This window comes from Niveispirillum sp. FG156 (assembly GCF_057809555.1).
The window spans coordinates 79,563-99,614 of the sequence record NZ_JBMDKE010000002.1; the positions used below are offsets into that span (position 1 = coordinate 79,563).

General features: G+C 66.3%; 21 protein-coding genes. 16 read left to right on the top strand and 5 right to left on the bottom strand.

The genetic code is table 11. The annotated features are described in order from the left end of the window. The first annotated feature begins 89 nt into the window (after positions 1 to 89). On the top strand, positions 90 to 1,550 hold the full coding sequence (locus tag ACODSP_RS01605; protein ID WP_488963885.1) for an amidohydrolase family protein: 1,461 nt from the start codon (positions 90 to 92) through the stop codon (positions 1,548 to 1,550). On the opposite strand, the gene ACODSP_RS01610 is transcribed toward ACODSP_RS01605, so the two are convergent. Next, complete coding sequence (locus ACODSP_RS01610) at positions 1,532 to 2,431, bottom strand: SDR family oxidoreductase (protein WP_488963886.1); 900 nt, start codon at positions 2,429 to 2,431, stop codon at positions 1,532 to 1,534. The two genes, ACODSP_RS01605 and ACODSP_RS01610, sit on opposite strands and share 19 nt — an antisense overlap. Before the next feature lie 118 nt (positions 2,432 to 2,549). Here ACODSP_RS01610 and ACODSP_RS01615 point away from each other — a divergent pair, with 118 nt between their 5' ends. From ACODSP_RS01615 to ACODSP_RS01630, 4 genes are all read left to right on the top strand, one after another. Continuing rightward, on the top strand, positions 2,550 to 3,476 hold the full coding sequence (locus ACODSP_RS01615; RefSeq protein WP_488963887.1) for an AraC family transcriptional regulator: 927 nt from the start codon (positions 2,550 to 2,552) through the stop codon (positions 3,474 to 3,476). Positions 3,477 to 3,607: 131 nt separating this feature from the next. Then, the gene (locus tag ACODSP_RS01620) at positions 3,608 to 4,798 is read left to right on the top strand and encodes an MFS transporter (protein ID WP_488963888.1); all 1,191 of its coding nucleotides are present in this window, start codon (positions 3,608 to 3,610) and stop codon (positions 4,796 to 4,798) included. An 84-nt stretch (positions 4,799 to 4,882) separates the two neighbouring features. Next, a complete protein-coding gene (locus tag ACODSP_RS01625) occupies positions 4,883 to 5,200 on the top strand; it encodes an ElaB/YgaM/YqjD family protein (RefSeq protein WP_488963889.1) in 318 nt (105 codons plus the stop codon). Between the two features lie 14 nt (positions 5,201 to 5,214). Beyond that, positions 5,215 to 5,670, top strand: a complete 456-nt coding sequence (locus ACODSP_RS01630; protein WP_488963890.1) for a hypothetical protein — start codon at positions 5,215 to 5,217, stop codon at positions 5,668 to 5,670. Between the two features lie 3 nt (positions 5,671 to 5,673). Here ACODSP_RS01630 and ACODSP_RS01635 read toward each other — a convergent pair whose 3' ends face one another. Continuing rightward, complete coding sequence (locus ACODSP_RS01635) at positions 5,674 to 6,216, bottom strand: TetR/AcrR family transcriptional regulator (protein WP_488963891.1); 543 nt, start codon at positions 6,214 to 6,216, stop codon at positions 5,674 to 5,676. A gap of 88 nt (positions 6,217 to 6,304) precedes the next feature. Here ACODSP_RS01635 and ACODSP_RS01640 point away from each other — a divergent pair, with 88 nt between their 5' ends. Then, positions 6,305 to 6,691, top strand: coding sequence for a hypothetical protein (locus ACODSP_RS01640; protein WP_488963892.1), 387 nt, complete (start codon positions 6,305 to 6,307; stop codon positions 6,689 to 6,691). A gap of 3 nt (positions 6,692 to 6,694) precedes the next feature. On the opposite strand, the gene ACODSP_RS01645 is transcribed toward ACODSP_RS01640, so the two are convergent. Next, entirely contained in the window at positions 6,695 to 7,393 is a 699-nt protein-coding gene (locus tag ACODSP_RS01645) for an ArsR/SmtB family transcription factor (RefSeq protein ID WP_488963893.1), read from the bottom strand. A 167-nt stretch (positions 7,394 to 7,560) separates the two neighbouring features. Here ACODSP_RS01645 and ACODSP_RS01650 point away from each other — a divergent pair, with 167 nt between their 5' ends. Continuing rightward, the gene (locus tag ACODSP_RS01650) at positions 7,561 to 8,469 is read left to right on the top strand and encodes a hypothetical protein (protein ID WP_488963894.1); all 909 of its coding nucleotides are present in this window, start codon (positions 7,561 to 7,563) and stop codon (positions 8,467 to 8,469) included. On the opposite strand, the gene ACODSP_RS01655 is transcribed toward ACODSP_RS01650, so the two are convergent. Then, complete coding sequence (locus tag ACODSP_RS01655; protein WP_488963895.1) at positions 8,470 to 8,949, bottom strand: Lrp/AsnC family transcriptional regulator; 480 nt, start codon at positions 8,947 to 8,949, stop codon at positions 8,470 to 8,472. Positions 8,950 to 9,046: 97 nt separating this feature from the next. Here ACODSP_RS01655 and ACODSP_RS01660 point away from each other — a divergent pair, with 97 nt between their 5' ends. The 3 genes from ACODSP_RS01660 (at position 9,047) to ACODSP_RS01670 (ending at position 11,431) form a co-directional block, all read left to right on the top strand. Next, complete coding sequence (locus ACODSP_RS01660; RefSeq protein WP_488963896.1) at positions 9,047 to 9,976, top strand: threonine ammonia-lyase; 930 nt, start codon at positions 9,047 to 9,049, stop codon at positions 9,974 to 9,976. An 86-nt stretch (positions 9,977 to 10,062) separates the two neighbouring features. Beyond that, positions 10,063 to 10,425: a VOC family protein gene (locus ACODSP_RS01665; RefSeq protein ID WP_488963897.1), complete on the top strand. Its 363-nt coding sequence runs from the start codon at positions 10,063 to 10,065 to the stop codon at positions 10,423 to 10,425. A 112-nt stretch (positions 10,426 to 10,537) separates the two neighbouring features. Beyond that, the gene (locus ACODSP_RS01670) at positions 10,538 to 11,431 is read left to right on the top strand and encodes a DMT family transporter (protein WP_488963898.1); all 894 of its coding nucleotides are present in this window, start codon (positions 10,538 to 10,540) and stop codon (positions 11,429 to 11,431) included. 11 nt (positions 11,432 to 11,442) lie between these two features. On the opposite strand, the gene ACODSP_RS01675 is transcribed toward ACODSP_RS01670, so the two are convergent. Further along, positions 11,443 to 11,646 (bottom strand): YgaP family membrane protein, encoded by a 204-nt coding sequence (locus ACODSP_RS01675; protein ID WP_488963899.1) that lies wholly within the window; start codon positions 11,644 to 11,646, stop codon positions 11,443 to 11,445. 192 nt (positions 11,647 to 11,838) lie between these two features. Here ACODSP_RS01675 and ACODSP_RS01680 point away from each other — a divergent pair, with 192 nt between their 5' ends. The 6 genes from ACODSP_RS01680 to ACODSP_RS01705 are packed head-to-tail and all read left to right on the top strand — an operon-like array spanning position 11,839 to position 20,001. Next, positions 11,839 to 12,186, top strand: a complete 348-nt coding sequence (locus ACODSP_RS01680) for a rhodanese-like domain-containing protein (RefSeq protein WP_488963900.1) — start codon at positions 11,839 to 11,841, stop codon at positions 12,184 to 12,186. An 11-nt stretch (positions 12,187 to 12,197) separates the two neighbouring features. Further along, positions 12,198 to 13,193 carry an efflux RND transporter periplasmic adaptor subunit gene (locus ACODSP_RS01685; RefSeq protein WP_488963901.1) on the top strand — a complete coding sequence of 332 codons (996 nt, stop codon included), beginning with the start codon at positions 12,198 to 12,200 and terminating at the stop codon, positions 13,191 to 13,193. Beyond that, positions 13,190 to 16,420 carry an efflux RND transporter permease subunit gene (locus ACODSP_RS01690; protein WP_488963902.1) on the top strand — a complete coding sequence of 1,077 codons (3,231 nt, stop codon included), beginning with the start codon at positions 13,190 to 13,192 and terminating at the stop codon, positions 16,418 to 16,420. The genes ACODSP_RS01685 and ACODSP_RS01690 overlap by 4 nt, the downstream gene beginning before the upstream one ends. 46 nt (positions 16,421 to 16,466) lie before the next feature. Beyond that, entirely contained in the window at positions 16,467 to 16,769 is a 303-nt protein-coding gene (locus ACODSP_RS01695) for an ArsR/SmtB family transcription factor (RefSeq protein ID WP_488963903.1), read from the top strand. Positions 16,770 to 16,792: 23 nt separating this feature from the next. After that, on the top strand, positions 16,793 to 18,328 hold the full coding sequence (gene cydD, locus ACODSP_RS01700) for a thiol reductant ABC exporter subunit CydD (protein WP_488963904.1): 1,536 nt from the start codon (positions 16,793 to 16,795) through the stop codon (positions 18,326 to 18,328). Continuing rightward, on the top strand, positions 18,325 to 20,001 hold the full coding sequence (locus tag ACODSP_RS01705) for an amino acid ABC transporter ATP-binding/permease protein (protein WP_488963905.1): 1,677 nt from the start codon (positions 18,325 to 18,327) through the stop codon (positions 19,999 to 20,001). Before cydD ends, ACODSP_RS01705 begins: the two co-directional genes overlap by 4 nt. Positions 20,002 to 20,052: the final 51 nt, after the last annotated feature.

The following is a 20,052-nucleotide window of genomic DNA, read 5'->3' on the forward strand; positions in this document are numbered from 1 at the left end:
TATGGATGATCTTTATCCATATATCCAATTGGCGCATGATCCGCCATGCGGGTTAGGGTAAGGCACCTGAGTGCCGGAGTTGCCATCCCATGAAAAAGCTGTTCGCCGCCCTTCTGACCATTTTGGTCCTGGCCCCGTCTGTGCCGGCCACGGGAAAGGGGAAGGCCGATCTGGTGATCCGCCACGCCACCATCGTGGATGTGGAAAAGGAACGGCTGATCCCCGATCAGGCGGTGGTGACAGCGGGTGATAGGATCCTGGCCGTGGGGCCGGATGCGGAGATTGCCGGCGAATGGAACGCGGCGCGCAGCCTGGATGCAGGCAACCGCTATCTGATCCCCGGCCTATGGGACATGCATGTGCATTTCGGCGGCGGGCCGGGCCTGATCGCGGAGAACCAGGCGCTGCTGCCGCTGTATGTTGCCCATGGCATCACGACGGTGCGCGATTGTTCGGGTGATCTTCCCTATGACGTGCTGTCCTGGCGGCAACAGATTGTCGACGGCAAGTTGTTCGGCCCTACCCTGTTGTCATCAGGCCCGAAGATCGAAGGGATCAAGCCCGTCTGGAAAGGGACGCTGGAAACCGGCAGCGAGGCGGAGGTTGATCAGGCCATCGCTAGGCTGAAGGACCTGAAGGTCGATTTCGTCAAGATCACCGACAGCACGCTGAAGCCCGAACTGTTCCTTTATGCCGTGAAGCAGGCGCGGGCCGCCGGCCTTAACACGTCGGGTCATATCCCCATGGCCCTGACCCTGGGGCAGGCGGTGGAGGCGGGGCTCAGTTCCGTTGAACATCTGGATTACGCCCTGAATGCCGGGGTGAAGGACGAAGCCGCCATCGCCGCCGATTATGCCGCCGGTCGCATCGACCGTGCAGAGGCGTCGCGCCGTCTGGATCAGGGCTATGATCCGGCCTTTGCCATGCAGGGGTTCCGGCATCTGGCGGAAAAGGGCGTGTTCGTGACGCCCACCCTGAACGGGTCGCGCATCATCGCCTATCTGGACCGGGAGGATCACGCCAAGGATGAATACCTGGCCTATATCGGCCCCGGCCTGCGCAAGACCTATGAATGGCGGGTGCAGCGGGCGGCCAAGGCCACGCCGGAACAGGTGCAGGCCCGCCATGAACAGTTTGAGGTGACGGCAGCCGTTCTGCCGCTGCTGCAGAAGGCCGGCGTCACCATCATCGGCGGCACCGATGCCGGGTTCCTGAATTCCTTCAACTATCCCGGTATCGGCCTGCATGATGAGTTGTCGCTTTATGTCCGCTACGGCCTGACCCCGGCGCAGGCACTGGCCAGCGTTACGCGGGCCGGTCCCGCCTGGTTCGGCAAGCTGGACAGGTACGGGTCCGTCACGGTGGGCAAGGCGGCGGACCTTGTGCTTCTGAATGGCAACCCGCTGGAAGATATCACCGCCACCCGTGCTATCCATGCCGTCGTGCTGCGCGGGCAGGTGCAGGACCGAGGCGCCCTGGACAGCATGATGTCGGACACACGGGCAAAGGTGGCGGCGTGGGACAAGCAGGCTCACGCCGGCGGGAAGTAGGCGTCGCTGTCCATATCCGTCAGCAGGTCGGCTTCAACCGGAGTCCAGCCCAGTTCGGCGCGGGTGTAATCGGCACTGGCCGGCATATCCATGGCGGTGAAACCCCCGATCCAGCCGAAATGCGCGGCAGCAGCAGCCCCGTCGGTTGATACCTGCGGCAGGTTCAGACGGTGGGCGATGATGGCGGTGATATCGCGGAACGGCACCCCGCCATCCGCCACCCCGTGCCAGCGTGCCCCGGCCCGCGCCTTTTCCACCGCCAGCCGGTACAGCCGTGCGGCATCCAGCCGATGCACCGCGGGCCAGCGATTGCTGCCGTCCCCGACATGAGCAGCAACGCCCTTCTGCCGGGCAAGCGCGATCAGCATGGGCACGAACCCATGGTCGCCGGCCCCATGCACGCTGGGTGGCAGGCGGATGATGCCGGCATTGACGCCCTTATCCAGCAACGCCACCGCCGCCTGTTCCGATGCGGCGCGGGGATGGGCGTGCGAACCGGTGGCGGGTTCCACATCCTCCGTCAGGACTCGGCCGGCGGCCAGGATGCCGATGCCCGATGTGACCAGCAGGGGGCGGTCGCTGCCCGCCAGGGCCGATCCCAGGCTGGCGATGACACGTCGGTCCATCTCGCAATTGTCGCGATAGGTGAAGAAATCATGGTTGAAGGCGGTGTGAATGACGCCGTCAGCCCCCTCCGCCCCCTTGCGGAGGCTGTCCAGGTCGTTCAGATCACCCCGATGGGCGCTGGCCCCCAGACAGGCAAGTTTTTCGACCGCCGCATCGCTGCGCACCAGCCCGGTGACCCGGTGCCCGGCGCTGATCAGTTCGGTGACAATGGCGCTGCCGATGAAGCCGGTGGCACCGGTGACGAAGATATGCATGGAACATTCCTATCAAAAAGGGCCGTGTCCGAACGGCCATGACCCTATGATGGCGCTGCCGGCGCGGACGATCCATGCTATGAAATCCGTGATTTCTTCTTGATCGTCCGGAAATGCCATGGACCCGCTGTCCGACATCCTGTCCCTGCTGAAACCCCGCAACCTTTTGTCCGCCGGCTTCGCGGCGGGTGGCGACTGGGCGGTGCAGTTCCCGGATCAGCAGGACAATATCAAGACAGGGGCCGTGGTGCGGGGACGCTGCTTGCTATGGGTGGAGGGGGAGGCGGGGCCGTTGCCCCTGGAAGCCGGCGATTGTTTCTTGCTGCCGGCGGGCCGCCCGTTCCGCATGGCCAGCGGACTGGATGTGACACCACTGCCGGCGCAGGAAGTGTTTGCCGCCGCACGCCGGGGCGGGGTGGCGCAGATGGGGGCAGGCGATGATTTCTTCTGCGTCAGCAGCCGTTTCGCGCTGGAGGGGCGGCATGCGGGGCTGCTGCTGTCGCTACTGCCGCCGCTGGTGCATCTGCGCGATGCCGGGGACCAGTCCGGCCTGCGCTGGGCCATGGAACGGATGATGCTGGAACTGCGGGAGGATCGGCCGGGGGCCTTTCTGGTGCTGCGGCATCTGGCGCATATGATGCTGGTTCAGGCCCTGCGCCTGCATCTGGACAATGGCCCGCATGGCAGCCGGGCGGGATGGCTGTTCGCCCTGTCCGACCGGCAAATCGGCGCGGCCATCGCCGCCATCCATGCCGAACCGGCCCATCGCTGGACCCTGCAGGAAATGGCGCGGCATGTCGGCCTGTCGCGATCCAGCTTCGCGGAGCGGTTCAAGCAGATGGTGGGCGATGCTCCCCTGGAATATGTCACGCGCTGGCGCATGCTGCTGGCCGGTGACCGGTTGCTGTCGGGGCGGGAAAGCGTGTCCGTCATTGCCCTGTCAGTCGGGTACCAGTCGGAAAGCGCCTTCAGCACGGCTTTCAAGCGGGTGCTGGGCTGCCCGCCGCGCGACTATGCCCGGCGATATGGCGACGCAAGCCAATAATTCCGTAAGCCATGCAATTTATGCTGCGCTGCGGTCGCATGGGGCAACGTTGTCACCTATGCCCTTGGATGATCACATAAGGGCCGATTGTGCGGCGCAGTGCGCCGGTCCGCAGCCCGGAAGTGAGATCCATGTCCGCCGCCCCTGTCCGTCCCGGCCTTGTGCTGTTCGCACTCGCCATGGGTGGGTTTGCCATTGGCACCACCGAATTCGCGGTGATGAGCCTTCTGCCCTTCTTCGCCCCCGATCTGGGGATTGATGAGCCGACGGCGGGCCATGTCATCAGCGCCTATGCGCTGGGCGTGGTGGTCGGGGCGCCGGTAATTGCCGTGCTGGCGGCGAAGCTGTCGCGGCGCACGCTGCTGATTGCGCTAATGGTGGTGTTCGCGCTGGCCAATACGGCATCTGCCCTGGCCCCGACTTATGAGGCGATGCTGGCCTTCCGGTTCCTGTCCGGTCTGCCGCATGGGGCCTATTTCGGGGTGGCTGCCCTGGTCGCCTCCGGGCTTGTCCCTGTCAACCGGCGGGCACAGGCGGTGGCGCGGGTCATGCTGGGCCTGACCATCGCCACCATCATCGGTGTACCGCTGGCCAATGGGATCGGACAGATGGTGGGCTGGCGCTGGGGCTTTGCCCTGGTTGGCGTGCTGGGCGTTACCACGGTCACGCTGCTGACCCTGTACGCGCCGAAGGACCGGCCCCTGCCGGGGGCCAGCCCCTTGCGGGAACTAAGCGCGCTGGGGCAGCGTCAGGTCTGGCTGACGCTGGGCATCGGGGCCATCGGGTTCGGTGGCATGTTCTGCGTCTATACCTACCTTGCCTCCACCATGATGGAGGTTACGGGTGTGGCGCCGGCCATGGTGCCGCTGGCCCTCGCCGTCTTCGGCGTTGGTTTGACGGTGGGCAATCTGGCTGGTGCCTGGGCCGCCGACCGCGCCCTGATGCCGTCGGTCGGTGGCATCCTGTTGTGGAGTGCGGGGTCGCTGGCCTTGTTCACTTTTGCCGTCCATGATCTGTGGTCGGTGATGGTGACGATCTTCATGATCGGCTGCGGCGGTGGCCTGGGCACGGGTTTGCAGACCCGCCTGATGGATGTGGCGCGCGATGCGCAGACGCTGGCCGCCGCCCTGAACCACAGCGCCTTCAACTTCGCCAATGCGCTGGGCCCCTGGCTGGGCGGGCTGGCCATTGCCGGCGGCTATGGCTGGGCCTCCACCGGGTGGGTGGGTTCGGCGCTGGCGCTGGGCGGGTTTGGCGTCTGGGTGCTGGCTGTGCTGGATGACCGGCAGCGGCAACCCGTCGAACAGGGGGCCTGTGGCTGAGCCTTTTTCTACACAGGGTTGGAACCTTTCCGGCGCCGGGGCGTTCTGATAGGGTGCAACGACCTCAAGTGGAAGGAGGAGCCAATGGCTTCCGTTAAGGACACCGCCGATACTGTCAGCACGGATATCGAAGCGCAGCTGAAGCAACTGCGCAATGATCTGGCGGCGCTTGCCGCCACCGTGGCCGCGGCCGGGTCCGACAAGGCCGACGGCTACAAGGCGCGGGTGGGCGACATGGCCTCCAACGTCAAGGATGCCTCCGTTACCGCCATTCAGAACCTGCGCGAAGAGCTGAAGGGTCTGGAAGGCAAGATGGAAGCGCATGTGCGCGACCGCCCGGTGCAGTCGGTGGGCATCGCCGTGGCCGTCGGCTTCGCGCTGGCCCTGCTCTGCCGCCGTTAAGCAGCGCACCCGTCATGCTGGAACGGTTCGTCCCGCTGTTGATGCCGCTCCTGTCGCGGGAGATCGGTGATACCGCCCGGCAGGTCGGGCGTGATGGCATCCTCTATGCCGTCATGGCGCTGCTGGGCATCATCGGTTTCGCGCTGGCTGTGGCCGGGGCCATCGTCTGGCTTGGCACCCTGATCGGCACCGGCCCCGCCTTGCTGGCGGTGGCCGGTGCCGTGCTGCTGTCCATACCCGTTATCCTGGGGCTGATGACCCATTGGCGCCGCGTGGAACAGCAGCGGCGGGAGAAGGAGCGGGAACAGGACATGCTGGCCAACGCCCTGCGCCTGGGGGCGTCGGTGCTGCTGCCGCTGCTGGTGCGCGCGCCGGCGGCGTTTCTGGCCGTGGCGGCGGGGCTGGTGGTGTTCCTGCTGTTCCTGGATGGTGATGAAAAGAAGGCCGAACCCGATCAGGGGCCGGCGTGATGGTCAGGTCAGCAGCAAAGGCAGCATGCGATCCAGGCCGTCCGACAGCCAGTTGCCGCTGCTGTCCGCCTCCTGCCGGGTGAATTGCCCGATCAGGGCCAGATACCCGAAGCGGGCGCGGGCCAGTGCCGTGTCGGCATCGCAACCGATTTCCCTAAAGCGCGCCACCAGATAGGCGATGCGGCGTTCATCGACGCCGGCCACCACGGCCTGCGCCGCCGGATCATGGGCGGCCCAGGCCCGCATGGCCCGCTCCAGACGCCCATCCGCCGACGCGGTCAACCGAAACAGCCTTTCCAGCCGGTCACGCGGGGTACCCCCCTCTGCCTCCACCCGTGCCGCCACACCCACGGTGGAACGTTCCCGCCAAGCATCGCAAAGCGCCGACAGCAGGGCCGGCCGGTCGGCAAAATGCCAATAGAAACTGCCCTTGGTGACGCCCAGCCGCTTGGCCAACGGTTCCACACGCACGGCTTCCACCCCTGCCTCCCGCAACAGGCGCAGGCCTTCGGTGATCCAGTCTTCGCGGGCAAGTCGGTTGCTCATCCTTCTTCCATACGGTGGCGTATTGACAAATGCAAGCGGTCGGCGCATCCATACGGTGCCGTATGGAAAATTTCAGGGGGAGGGTGCGATGATGGGAGCGGACACGGCGATGCTGCTGGCGGGGGTGTTTCTGGTCGGACTGGGGCTTGTCCATTCCTGGCTGGGGGAGGTGAAGCTGATCGGGCCGCTTCTGTCGCCGCAGGGGCGTTCCGGCCTGCTGGTTCACAGCCGATTTGCGCGCAATGTGCTGCGCTTTGCCTGGCATCTGACCAGCCTGGCCTGGTGGGGAATGGGGATTTCGGTTGCGTTGCTGGCGGCACCGTTTGCGGTGGAGCCGCGCCTGGCCCTGCTGGCCGGTACGGGCGTGACCTGTCTGATCACGGGATTGCTGATCCTGGTGATCGGGCGGGGGCGGCATCTGGCCTGGCCGGTGTTCCTGGCGGCGGCGTTCTGCTGCTGGGTGCCCCTGGCCTGATGGTCAGAACGCGGCCAGATCGACGCCGAATTGCTGTTTCAGCTCCATCGTGCCCTTGGGCGTGACGCTGACGGCGCGGGTGCCATCGACGTGGCGAACCCAGCCCTGATCAAAGGCGTGGTTGCACAGGGCACGGCCCAGGGTGCCGGCCAGATGGGGCCGCCGCTCACTCCAATCCAGACAGGGGCGGCAGAAGGCACGGGTGGTGCCGCTGGTGGGCAGCACAAGGCCAAGGCCGGACAGGAAATCCCGGCCTTGCGCCGTGATCAGACCGGCATCATCGGCCAGTTCCACATGGCCACCCGCCACCATGGCATCGGCCAGCGCCACACCCAGCCGCCCGGCCAGATGGTCGTAGCAGGTGCGGGCCTGGGCCAGTGCCCGGTCGCGCGGGCCGGTTCGGATGGGGCGTGGTGTCGGCACGCGCTCGGATGCCACCTGCATGATGCTTTCCATCATCCGCGCTACGGCGGGACTGGCCAGCCGGTGATAGCGGTGCCGGCCCTGCGGTTCGACCCGCAGCAGGCCCGCCGCCGCCATCCGCGACAGGTGACCGCTGGCCGTCTGTGCCGTGATGCCGGCGGCGCGGGCCAGTTCAGCGGCGGTCAGCGCGCGGCCATCCATCAGTGCCTGCAACATGCAGGCCCGGGCGGGATCGCCGGCCAATGCCGCAATCTCCGCGAAATCCGCTGTGCTGACCATGCTGCCTCCCGCCATCTGTTGTTCACCCTATCATAGGGGTGGAACGCTCCCCATGCTTCGGTGCCTGCCGAATTGGGGTTGCAGAGGTGGGGTGGAATGGATAAAATTTGATCCATTCGGGCCGGCGGAGGGGCGCCATCGACCCGACAGCAGACATGGGGAATGTCATGGTGTCGGTCCTGGGCACGGCCAGCGGCGTTTTCGCCGTTTCGGCACGGCAGTTTCAAAGCAAGACGCAGGAAATCTGGCAGGGCCTGAAAAAGGACGCGGCCAATGGCACATCTGCGTCGCCGGCCCGGCCCAGCGGCATTCAGGACCTGATCGATCCCGATACGCGCGCCCGGCTGGAGGCGCAGCGCAAGGATGCCGATGCGCTGGCCACCAAGCTGTCCAGCGGCGGGGAGGATGCCAAGGAGGCCGCCGCCCGCAAGAAGGACGAAGCAAAGCAGAAGCTGAAAATGCTGAAGCTTCAGGCCCAGCTGGCCGCCGCCAGCGGCGACAAGAAGGCCGCCGCCCGTATCGCCAAGGAGGCGGCGTCGGTGGCCAAGGAACTGGGGCAGGCCGCCAAGGATTATGCCGGTGGTGGGGGCGCGGCGGCCGCCAAACCTGATGCCAATGCGGCACAAGGCGCCGCAGCCAGCGCAGCGCAGGGCACTGCTGCCACCCCGGCGGCGGGCGGTGATGCCGCCGCCAGTGCGGAGGCACAGGCCGTGGCCCAACAGGCCAGCCAGACCGCCAGCCAAGGCGGGGAGGGTGAAGCCGCCGCCGGCACGCCCGCCAATGACACGGTACAGGCGCAGCGCGATGCCATCCTGCGCGATGGTGCGCTCCGGTCCGCCGATGCGCAGTTTGAAAGCGATACACGTGGCGTGATGGACCAGCTGCGCGCCATCCATCAGCAGATGAAGAACCTGGCCCGCAAGGATGGTTCCGCCGGCACCAAGGCGGAGATGGAACGCGCCGAACAGGACATGGCGGAGGGTGACCGCACCCTGAACGAGGCCTTTGGCCCGCCCGGCCCGTCGGTGGAAGCGATGGCCGCACCGGCACCAGCCCGCGTTGATATCAAGGTCTGATCAGTCAGCGTCGCGAATGGGCACAGCCAGCCCGCGTTTGGAGATGCCCAGCGCTACATTGGTGGTGAAGCGACGGACGGTGGGATTGTCCACCATCAGCCGGCCCATCAGCGCGTCATAGGCCTCCACATCCGGGGCGGCAATCACCAGGATGAAATCGGTCCCACCCGTGACATAGAACACTTCCTGCACCTGATCCTCCGCCGACAGCCAGCGGCGCAGGGCGGCCAGCATTTCGGGCCGTTCGCGTTCAATCTCCAGGCCTGCGATGAAGAAGGTGGGTTTACCCACCCTGGCCGGATCGACCAGGGAGACGGTGGCGGTGATGACGCCATCGGCCTTCAGCCGTTTCAGCCGGCGTGAGACAGCGGACGGCGACAGGCCGACCTGTTCGGCCAGGATGTCCGCCGTCTGGTCGGCATCCTTCTGCACCAGGGCCAGCAATTTGCGATCAAAACTGTCGAGGTCGGACAAGCGCATGATCAGCGCAGGATGACAGCCAGAAATGCCGAAAGAAAGCGTCGTCAGGGGGTAGATTGCCGGAAATCGGCATCAAGGCGCCCCTAAAATCCCGGCCATGCGATACCCGACCCCCGACGGCATCAAAGCCGCCCTTGATCGGATCGATCCGGTGTTCCGCCGGTCGCCGGTCAGACAATCCGCCGCCCTTAACCGGCTGTTCGGTGCCGAACTCTGGTTCAAGGATGAAACCGCCAACCCGATCCGCAGCTTCAAGGGGCGCGGGGCCTGTGCCTTTGTGGCGGGGCTGGGTGCCGATGACCGGCCCCTGGTCTGCGGGTCCGCCGGCAATTTCGGGCAGGGGCTGGCCTTTGCCGCCCGTGCCCATGGTCGCCGCCTGACGGTATTCGCGGCAGAGACGGCGGTACGGCGTAAGGTGCAGGCCATGCGCGACCTGGGCGCCGACGTGCGGCTGCACGGTGCCGATTTTGACGCGGCGAAGGAGGCGGCGACGCGGTTCGCCGCGCAAGAGGGGCATCGTCTTGTCGTGGATGGGGATGAGGTGCTGATCGCCGAAGGGGCGGGCACCATCGCCCTGGAAGCGATGGAAGCCGTGCCGCGCATCGACATGGTGCTGGCCCCGCTGGGCAACGGTGCCCTGGCGTCGGGCATGGGCACCTGGGTGAAACATGCCGCCCCCGATGCCCGCATGCTGGCCATTGTGGCGGCGGGTGCGCCCGTCATGGCCCATGCCGTGCGCGGGTTGCCGATAAGCGGGCGGGAGGGGGCGGACAGCATCGCCGACGGCATCGCGGTACGTGTGCCCATCCCCTATGCCGTGGACAGCCTGCGCCGTGTCCTGGACGGCACCATCATGGTGCCCGACGTCGCCATCCTGCGCGCCATGGAATTGCTGCATCAGCATCTGGATCTGGTGGTGGAACCGGCGGGGGCGGCGGGTTTGGCGGCCCTTCTGGCCGATCCCGCCGCTTGGGGCGGTCGCCGCATTCTGATCCCGCTCTGCGGCGGCAATGTCGATGCCGCCTGAAGGCTACTCTTGCAAGCGCCTCAATCGCCGACGCCCACCGGTTAAGGCTTTGACCGGTGAGATAATTTGGAAAATGTGAGGGAAAGATGATCGATCATATCGAACTGAAAACCGCCGACCTGCCGGCCAGCCAGCATTTCTACGCCACGCTGCTGGCCCCGCTTGGATACCGGCTGGAGGTGGATGGGGCGGTGAAGGCGTTTGGGGATGGCAAGACCCTGGATTTCTTCCTGTCCGCCGGCGATGTCGCCGCCCGTGACGTGCATTACGCCTTCACCAGCCCCGACCGGACCACTGTTGACCGTATCTATGCGGTGGGGCAGGCGGCGGGCCTGCATCTGGACCGGGCGCCGGCCCTGATGCCGCATGTCCATGCCAGCTACTATGCCGGGTTCCTGCGTGATCCCGATGGGCGGCTGGTGGAGTTTGTCTGTCACAAGCCGGAGTGACCGGGTCCCGCGCATGCCGGCCCCGGCATGAATGCTGCGGCCATGACCGAAGCATGGGGCCGCCTGCTCTGCTATTCACAAAGCCAGGACTATCGGATACGTGGATCGGGTGATGGGCGACAGGCCGTTGATGATCAGGGAATTGCTGCTGCTGTTGCTGCTGGCGACGCTGTGGGGTTCCTCCTACACCTTCATCAAGATCGGGGTGGAGACGATACCGCCCGTCACCCTGATTGCGGTCCGCACCCTGATCGCCGGGTCCATCCTGCTGCTGGTCATGCGCTGGCAGGGGATTTCCATGCCGCGTGACCCGGCCGTCTGGCGGCAATTCATGTTCCAGGCGGTGATGAATTCCGCCGTTCCCTTCACGCTTGTCGCCTGGGGGGAGAAGTCGGTGGATGCCGGGCTGGCCGCCATCCTGAATTCCACCACGCCCATCTTCACCTTCCTGCTGACGGCCTTGATCACGCGGCATGAGCCGGTGACGTGGCGTAGGCTGTTCGGGGTGACGGCGGGCCTGATCGGCATCTGCCTGATTATCGGGGTGGAGGCGCTGGACGGGCTGGGTGATCAGCTTCTGGCACAGATCGCCATCGTGGCTGCCACCGTCTCCTATGCCGGTGCCGCCATCTATGGGAAGAATTTCAAGGGCCTGCATCCCATGCAGCCGGCGGCGGGGTCCATGCTGTGCGGGGCGGTCCTGTTGCTGCCGGTCAGCCTTTTCGTGGATCAGCCCTGGACCTTGACGCCGTCGATGCCATCCATCGGGGCGCTGCTGTGCCTGTCGGTCTTTTCCACGGCCATCGCCTTCACGATCTATTTCCGGCTGATGCAGACGCTGGGGTCGATCGGCACCACGTCACAGGCCTATCTGCGGGTGCCGATCGGGGTGGGGCTGGGTATGCTGTTCCTGGGGGAAAGCCTGTCGCACACGGCATTGATCGGGCTGGTCTGCGTGGTGCTGGCCGTCATCGCTATGACCATGCCGGCCCGGCGCAAGGCCTAGGTCCACTCCCTTTAGCGAAAGGCGCTGCCTGCCGGCAGACCCAGCTTGCGCAGGATCATGGCGGCGGGGCAGAAGCCGGTGATCCCGGCCTGCAGCATGTTCGCCCCGACAAAGGCGGTCAGCCACAGCCAGGCGGGATCGACCAGGGTGGCCAGGGACAGGCTGATCAGCACCATGGCGCCGGCGAAGGACAGGACGGCTTTATCGACATTCATGGCAAGGCTCCTTGGATGATTGGGCAGGGGATGATCCCGTCTCATCTTGTGGATGATGATATATTCAAATATATGAAGATATGAAATAATTAAGGCCGCAGCCATGCCCGAGGCACATGCGGCGCGCCGTTGACGGCGATCCGGCAACATAATACCTTCATATATCTGAATATACAGAAAGAACGTCATCCGATGCTGAAGGAACATTCCCCCACCACGGTCCACGATATGGTGGCCGACCGGTCGATCCTGCTGGTGGATGTGCGCGAGCCGCAGGAATTTGCGGCGGCCCGTATCCATGGGGCGGTGCTGTTTCCTCTGTCCAGCTTTGACCCCACAGCCCTGCCGGCACCCGACGCGGTACGGGTGGTGTTCCATTGCGGGTCGGGCAAGCGGTCGGCCATGGCAGTGGACCGATGCCAGCAGGCGGGCATCCAGCATACCGAGCATATGGCGGGCGGTATCCAGGCTTGGATGGCTGCGCGCCTGCCCACCATCACCCTGGACCCGGCCAGCGGCGGCGTCATCGACCGCCGGTAAGGAGGAAACTCATGCGTGCGCTGCTGCTGCCTGTCCTGGCCCTGACGCTTCTGGTCCCGCCGGTTCTGGCGGCGGACGGGGATTTTCCCGTTGTCGTGTTGAAGTTGCCGGATGAGAAATCGGTCTATGCGACGGTGGAGACGGTGAATGCCATCCCCGCCCGTGTGCGGACCGGCGGCACCATCACCCGACTGTCGGTGCGGGAAGGCGACGCGGTGACAGCAGGGCAGGTGATCGCCAGTGTCGGCGACCAGAAACTGAGCCTGCAGCAGGGCGCCTTGGACGCGCAGATTGCGGCGGCGCGCGCACAGATGGAACAGGCCCAGGGGGATCTGGACCGGGCCGAAGCCCTGTCCCGGAACGGCTTCGTGACACGTCAGCGTCTGGACGAACTGCGCACCGCCGCCAATGTTGCCGCCAACGCGCTGAAAGCCCGTATGGCAGAGCTTGCTGTCCTGGGTCAGCAGATGAATGAAGGTCAGGTTTTGGCCCCGGCGGCGGGCCGTGTGCTGGCTGTGCCCGTGACGCCGGGCACGGTGGTGATGCCGGGCGAAACCGTGGCCATGATCGCGGAGCGTGATTATGTCCTGCGCCTGTCCGTGCCCGAACGCCATGCCATCAGCCTGAAGGCCGGCGACCCGGTGCGCCTGGACCCGGATGACCTGTCGCCGGGCGATGAACAGGCGGGGCAGGGGCAGGTCACCCTGGTCTATCCCCGCATCAGCGACGGGCGGGTGCAGGCCGATGCCCGTGTCACGGGTCTGGGGGATTACTTTGTCGGGCAACGGGTGCGTGTCTTTGTGCCCACGAGCGAGCGCACGGTGATCATCGTTCCCGCCACCTATCTGACCACCCGCTTCGGCATGGATTTCGCGCATCTGCGACAGGGGGCGGACACGGTGGAGGTGCCGGTGCGGCGTGGGCAGGCCCGTCCCCGGCCCGGTATGCCGGATGGGGTGGAAATCCTGTCGGGCCTCAATAACGGCGACATTCTGGTGCGGCCATGAATCTGGGACTTTCCGGTCGGCTGACGCAGGCCAGCATCCGCTCCCCCCTGACCCCGTTATTCCTGCTGGCGGCGCTGATCGCCGGGCCGCTGGCCCTGGCCCTGATCCCGCGGGAGGAGGAGCCGCAGATCAGTGTGCCCATGGTCGACATCATGGTCAGCGCCGACGGGCTGAAGGCCCCGGACGCCGCCGAACTGGTGACCAAGCCGCTGGAAGCCATCGTCAAGGGCGTCAATGGCGTCGACCATGTCTATAGCCAGACGGAGGATGACCGCGTCATGGTGACGGCGCGGTTCAAGGTCGGCACGTCCGAAGACGACGCCATCGTCCGCATCCATGCCAAGGTCCGCGCTCATCTGGGCGATATTCCGACCGGCATTCCCGAGCCGGTGATCATCGGGCGCGGCATCAATGATGTCGCCATCGTCACCCTGACCCTTTCCGCCAAGCCCGGCATGGCCGACCGCTGGACCGACCGCGACCTGGGCAACCTGGCGGAAAAGCTGCGGACAGAGTTGATCAAGGTGCCCGATATCGGCCCCACCTACCTCTCGGGCCGGGTGACAGAGCAGGTGCGGGTGGAACCCGACCCGGAGAAGCTGGCCCTGTTCGGCATCACGCTGGAACAATTGCTGGCCAAGGTGCAGGGTGCCAACCGCTCCTTCCTGGCGGGCCGCCTGAATGACGGGGGGCGCAGCCTGTCGGTTGCCGCCGGACAGACGCTGACCGGTGTGCCCGATATCGGCCTGCTGCTGATCACCAGCCGCGATGGCCGCCCGGTCTATGTGCGTGATGTCGCCGCCGTCCGGCTGGACAGCGCGCCGCTGGAACAGGCCGCCTGGACGCAAGTGCCCGACGGCAAGGGCGGATGGACCCGTACACCCGCCGTCACCATCTCCCTGTCCAAGCGGGCCGGCGCCAATGCCGTGACCGTTGCCGATGATATCCTTAGCCGTGTGGAGGGGCTGCGTGGCCGCCTGATCCCCGACAGCATGGCGGTGGAGGTGACGCGCAATTATGGGGAGACGGCATCGGAAAAGGCCGATGAACTGCTGTTCCATCTGGGTCTGGCGACGCTGTCCATCGTGGCGCTGATCTGGTGGGCCATTGGCCGGCGGGAGGCGCTGGTGACGCTGGTCGTCATTCCGGTGACCATCCTGATGACCCTGTTCTTCGCCTATATCATGGGTTACACGGTCAACCGCGTCAGCCTGTTCGCCCTGATCTTCGCCATCGGCATCCTGGTCGATGACGCCATCGTGGTGGTGGAAAACATCGCCCGGCATTGGGCCATGCGCGATGGCCGCAGCCGGTTGCAGGCTGCCGTGGAGGCGGTGGCGGAGGTGGGCAGCCCTACCATCGTCGCCACCCTGACGGTGATCGCCGCCCTGCTGCCCATGCTGTTCGTGTCGGGCATGATGGGGCCGTACATGGCGCCCATTCCCGTCAACGCCTCTGCCGCCATGCTGTTCAGCTTCTTTGCGGCCATGGTGCTGGCCCCCTGGCTGATGCTGAAACTGTCACCGACGGAGGGGGACGCCACCGGCGATGCCCATGATGACGCGCATGATGGGGGCCGCCTGGGCCAGCTTTATCGGCGGGTGGCGGAACCGCTGCTGTCCACACAGGCCCGGGCGGGCTGGTTCCTGGCCCTGGTCGGGGCCGCAACCTTGCTGTCGCTGGGCCTGTTCGCGACCAAGGGTGTGACGGTCAAGCTTCTGCCCTTTGATAACAAGTCGGAACTGTCGATCCAGTTGAACCTGCCGCGCGGTGCCAGCCTGGAGGCGACACAGCGTCTGCTGTTCCAGGCGACTGACATTGCCGGCACGCTGCCCGAACTGCGGTCGGCGCAGATTTATGCCGGCACGGCGGCCCCCTTCAATTTCAACGGTCTGGTCCGGCACAGTTTCCTGCGCGCCAGCCCGGACTTAGGTGAGGTGCAGATCAATCTGGCGCCCAAGGGCGACCGCAGCCGCAGCAGCCATGAGATCGCGCTGGACCTGCGTCAACGTCTGCTGTCGGGCATGTCCATGCCGGCGGGCACGCGATTGAAGGTGGTGGAGGTGCCGCCGGGTCCGCCCGTGATGGCCACCCTGCTGGCCGAAATCTATGGCCCCGATGCCGAAACACGCCGGGCCGTGGCCAGGGAAGTCAGTAAGATATTCGCCAGTATCCCCTTCATCACCGACATTGATGACAGTTTCGGCACGGCGCAGCCGCGCCTGCGCCTGTCCATCGATCAGGACCGGCTGGAATATTTCGGGGTGGAACAGGCGGCGGTCTATGATGCCATCCGCACCATCCTGGGCAGCAGTGCCATCGGTTATTCCCATCGCGGTGCCGAACGCTATCCCGTCGATATCGTGCTGGCCCTGCCGAAGGAGGACCGGGCCTGGACCGAACGTCTGGCATCCACGCCCGTGCCCGCCAATGCCATTCCCGGTTCCAACAAGGTGGTGGAACTGGGCGAACTGGTGCGGGTCACGCGGGAGGAAGGGTCCCCCATTCTGTTCCGCCGCGATGGGGCCTTTGCAGATATGGTGACAGCGGAACTGGCCGGTCGGTACGAGGCCCCGATCTATGGCATGGGGGCGGTGGCCGATGCCATTGAGGCGCATGATTGGGGCACCCTGCCCAAGGCCGTGATCCGCATGGCCGGGCAGCCGCAGGATGAAAGCCAGCCGACCTTGCTGTGGGATGGGGAATGGGAGGTGACCTATGTCACCTTCCGCGACATGGGCGGGGCCTTCGGGGTCGCCATCCTGGGCATCTATGTGCTGGTGGTGGCGCAGTTCCGCAGCTTCCGCCTGCCGCTGGTCATCCTGACGCCGATCCCGCTGACCCTGCTGGGCATCATGCTGGGCCATTGGCTGCTGGGGGCGGCGTTTACCGCCACCTCCATGATCGGCTTCATCGCGCTGGCCGGCATCATCGTGCGCAATTCCATCCTGCTGGTGGATTTCATCCGCCATGGGGCGGGGCAGGGCTTAAGCCTGCGCGAAGTGCTGCTTCAGGCGGGGGCCGTGCGGTTCAAGCCCATCGTGCTGACGGCCCTGTCGGCCATGATCGGGGCGGCCACCATCCTGGTCGATCCGATCTTCCAGGGGCTGGCGGTATCGCTGCTGTTCGGGCTGGCATCGTCCACCGTGCTGACGGTGCTGGTCATCCCCGCCATCTATATTGTGCTGCGCGATGGTGACGCGGTTGCTGGGCCGTCCCCCCATTGACGGGGCCGGTTTTCCCTTCTATCCCAGGGGAATGGAAATGTCGGAAATGCAAGCAAACGCAGACCGCGCCGTCGACCTGATGAAGGCGCTGGGCAACCGCTCGCGCCTGATGATCCTATGCCAGTTGATCCAGGGGGAACGGTCCGTCGGGGATCTGGCACAGCGTATCGGCATGCGTGATACGGCGGTGTCGCAGCAGCTGACCCTGCTGCGCAAGGATGGGCTGGTCCGCGCCCGCCGCGACGGCCAGACCATCTATTACGCCCTGTCCAGTGACGAGGCGGCGCGGGTCATCGCCACCCTTTACGAGATTTATTGCTCCGACAAGCCGGGGGAGGCCTGCGGTTGATCGTTCCGGGGTCGGATCGACAATTGCGGCTGGCCGCTATGGTCCAGGCCGTGGCGGCCTTGCTGTGGGTGCCGCAGGCCTGGCTGCTGGCCGATGCCATCGCCTGGCTGACGGGTAGCTATACATTGCCGGGCCATGCGGTGACGCTGGCTTTGATCTTTGGCGTGCTGGGCGTGATGCGCTCCATGTTGGATGCCTGGGGTGGGCGGCTGGCCTTCCGGGGCGCGCGGTCCGAGCTGACGCTTCTGCGGACGCAGGCGGTGGCGGCGTTGGTGCAACGCGCCCCCCTGGACCCCGGTCTGCCCCCATCGGGGACGGTGGCAAGCCTGCTGGCCGAACAGGCTGAGGCGGTGGTTCCCTATCTGCAACGCTATGTGCCGCTGCGCTGGCGTCTTGTGCTGGTGCCCGCTGTGATCCTTCCGGCGGTTGCCTGGCATTCCTGGGCGGCGGCGATGATCCTGCTGATTGCGGCACCGCTGATCCCGCTATTCATGGCCCTGATCGGCATCCGCGCCAAGAAGGCCAGCGAGGATCAACTGGCGGCGGTGGGCAGCATGAACGGCCTGCTGATGGACCGGCTGCGCGGTCTTGCCACCATCCGGGCCTTGAAGGCCGAGGGGCGGGTGGCGGCCCGTATCGGTACCCTGGCCGCCGATGTGAAGCGGCGGACCATGGCGGTGCTGCGCATCGCGTTCCTGTCATCGGCGGTGCTGGAGCTGTTTTCGGCCCTGGGTGTCGCGTTGGTCGCCGTCTATGTCGGGTTCAATCTGCTGGGACAGATCGGGTTTGGCACCTGGGGCGGAAAGCTGGACCTTGCCCACGGGCTGTTCATCCTGCTGCTGGCACCCGCCTTCTTCGAACCGCTGCGGGAACTGTCGGCCGTCTGGCATGACCGCGCCAGCGGGGAGGCCGCGTTGCGCGCCATGGCCGGCCTGCTGGAAGGGCACGAGACGGCGCCGGGGCCGGCACTGCCGCCCGCTGACGGGTCGGTGCTGTGCCTGGACCGGGTGGGCTTTGCCTATCCGGGGACGGCGGCTTTGGTGTCGGATGTCGATCTGTCACTGCGGCGGGGGGAGAAGGTGGCCCTGTTCGGGCCCAGCGGTGGGGGCAAATCCACCTTGCTGGCCCTGGCGGCGGGGCTGCTGCACCCCGACAACGGCACCGTCCGGCGTGCGGGCAAGGTTGGCTGGATCGGCCATCGCCCCTTCATGAAGAATGCCTCCCTGGCGGCCAATGTCACGCTGGGCCGACCGGGCCTGGATGCGGCACCGCTGCTGCGCCGGCTGCTGCCCGGCCATGACCCGGCGCGGCGGGTGGGGGAGGGCGGGGTGGGCCTGTCGGGCGGGGAAACGCTGCGTCTGGCGCTGGCCCGCGCCATTGCCGACCCAGATGCCGCCCTGATCCTGGCCGATGAACCAACCGCGCATCTGGATGCCGCGACGGCGGCGGAGGTGATCGAAGCCCTGATCGATGCTGCCCAGGGCCGCGCCCTTCTGGTCGCCACCCATGACCCACGGCTGGCCGCGCGTATGGACCGCGTGGTGGAGGTCGGGGCATGAGGGGGCATCTGCTGCTGCTGTTCCGCCTGTTCCGGCAGGCGGCGGGGTGGAAGCTGGGCCTGGGCTTGGCAACCGCCGGGATTACGGCGCTGGCGGGTGCGGCCTTGCTGGGCCTGTCGGGCTGGTTCATCACGGCCACGGGCATTGCCGGCCTGTCGGCGGGGACGGCGCTGGTCTTCGATGTGTTCCGGCCCGGTGCGGGCGTGCGGGCGCTGGCCCTGCTGCGCACCGGTGCCCGTTATGGCGAACGGTTGGCGACGCATGACGCCACCTTGTCCGTGATTGCCGGTCTGCGCGTGCGCCTGTTTCAGGCGCTGGCAAGGCCCGGTCTGGGCCGCACCCTGGTGCAACGGCCAGGGCGCCTGCTGTTCCGGATCAGCGGCGATCTCGATACGCTGGACACGCTCTATCTCCGCCTGTTGATCCCGGCCTGTGTGCTGCTGGTCCTGGCCCTGGTCAGCATGGTGGCGCTGGCACTGCTGACGGGGTGGGCCGGTCTGCTGCCCGGCCTGTTCTTGCTGCTGGTCGGTCTGGTCATGCTGGTGCTGGGTGGGCGCGGCGGGCTGGTGGCCGGCGGAAAGCGTGCGGCGGCGCTGGAGGCCTTGCGCCTGCGTCTTCTTGACCTTGTTGCCGGTCGCGTGGAATGGCGGCTGGCGGGGCGGCAGGAACAGGCCGCCCATCTGGCCCTGTCGGCGGAGGATCGCTTGCGCCGTGCCGATGACCGGTTGAACCGGCTGGAAAGCGGGCTGACCTTGTGGCAGGGGCTGGCGGCCACGGCGCTGCTGTCGGGTGGGGTAATCCTGTGCGCGGAACTCTTGGAACGCGGCCTGTTCGGCGGGCCCGCCGTGGCATTGTTCCTGCTGGTGCTGCTGGGCATGATGGAACCGCTGGGTCCGCTGCGCCGGGGTGCGGTGGAACTGGGGCGCAGCCTGCGGGCCGTGCGGCGGGTCGGGGATGCGCTTTCTCAACCCCTGTCGGAACAGGCCGTGTCGCCCGATATACGGGATATCACCCTGTCGGCCATCCGCTTTCGGCATGATGGTGCCCCGGCCTCATTGTTTGACGGGTTCAGCCTGTCCATTCCCGCCGGGCAGCATGTGGCCGTGATCGGTGACAGCGGGGCCGGCAAGTCCAGTCTTGTCGCCCTGTTGACCGGGGAGGCAAGGCCCGCCGCCGGCAGCATCGCGGTTCCTCCCTGGGCCTTGCTGGGCCAGGATGCGGCCCTGTTTCAGGATAGTGTGCGGGCCAACCTGCTTCTGGCCGATCCTGACGCCGATGACGCACGCCTGTGGGCGGCGCTGGAACAGGCGGGGTTGGAACGAGTCGTGCGGGAGATGCCGGGCGGGCTGGATGCGCCCCTGGGCGAAGGCGGTACGGGCCTGTCATCAGGACAGCGGCGGCGACTGGCCCTGGCCCGGTTCCTGTTGCAGGACAAGCCCTTATGGCTGCTGGACGAGGTGACGGAAGGTATCGACCTTTCTGTCGCAGCCACAATTTTGACAAATATCAAAGCATCGGCTGCCGGACGAACTATTCTGCTGATCACGCATCTGAGGCGTGAGGCGGCCCTGGCCGACCGGATCATCCGGTTGTCCCATGGCCGGGTGGTCATGGATCTGACGCGCGGCGACCCGGCCTTTGATGTGGCCCTGTCCACCCTGCGCCCTGACTGACGATCCTGTCCGACGCCCCGGAGGATGAAGCCCCGCCATCGGGACGGGGTT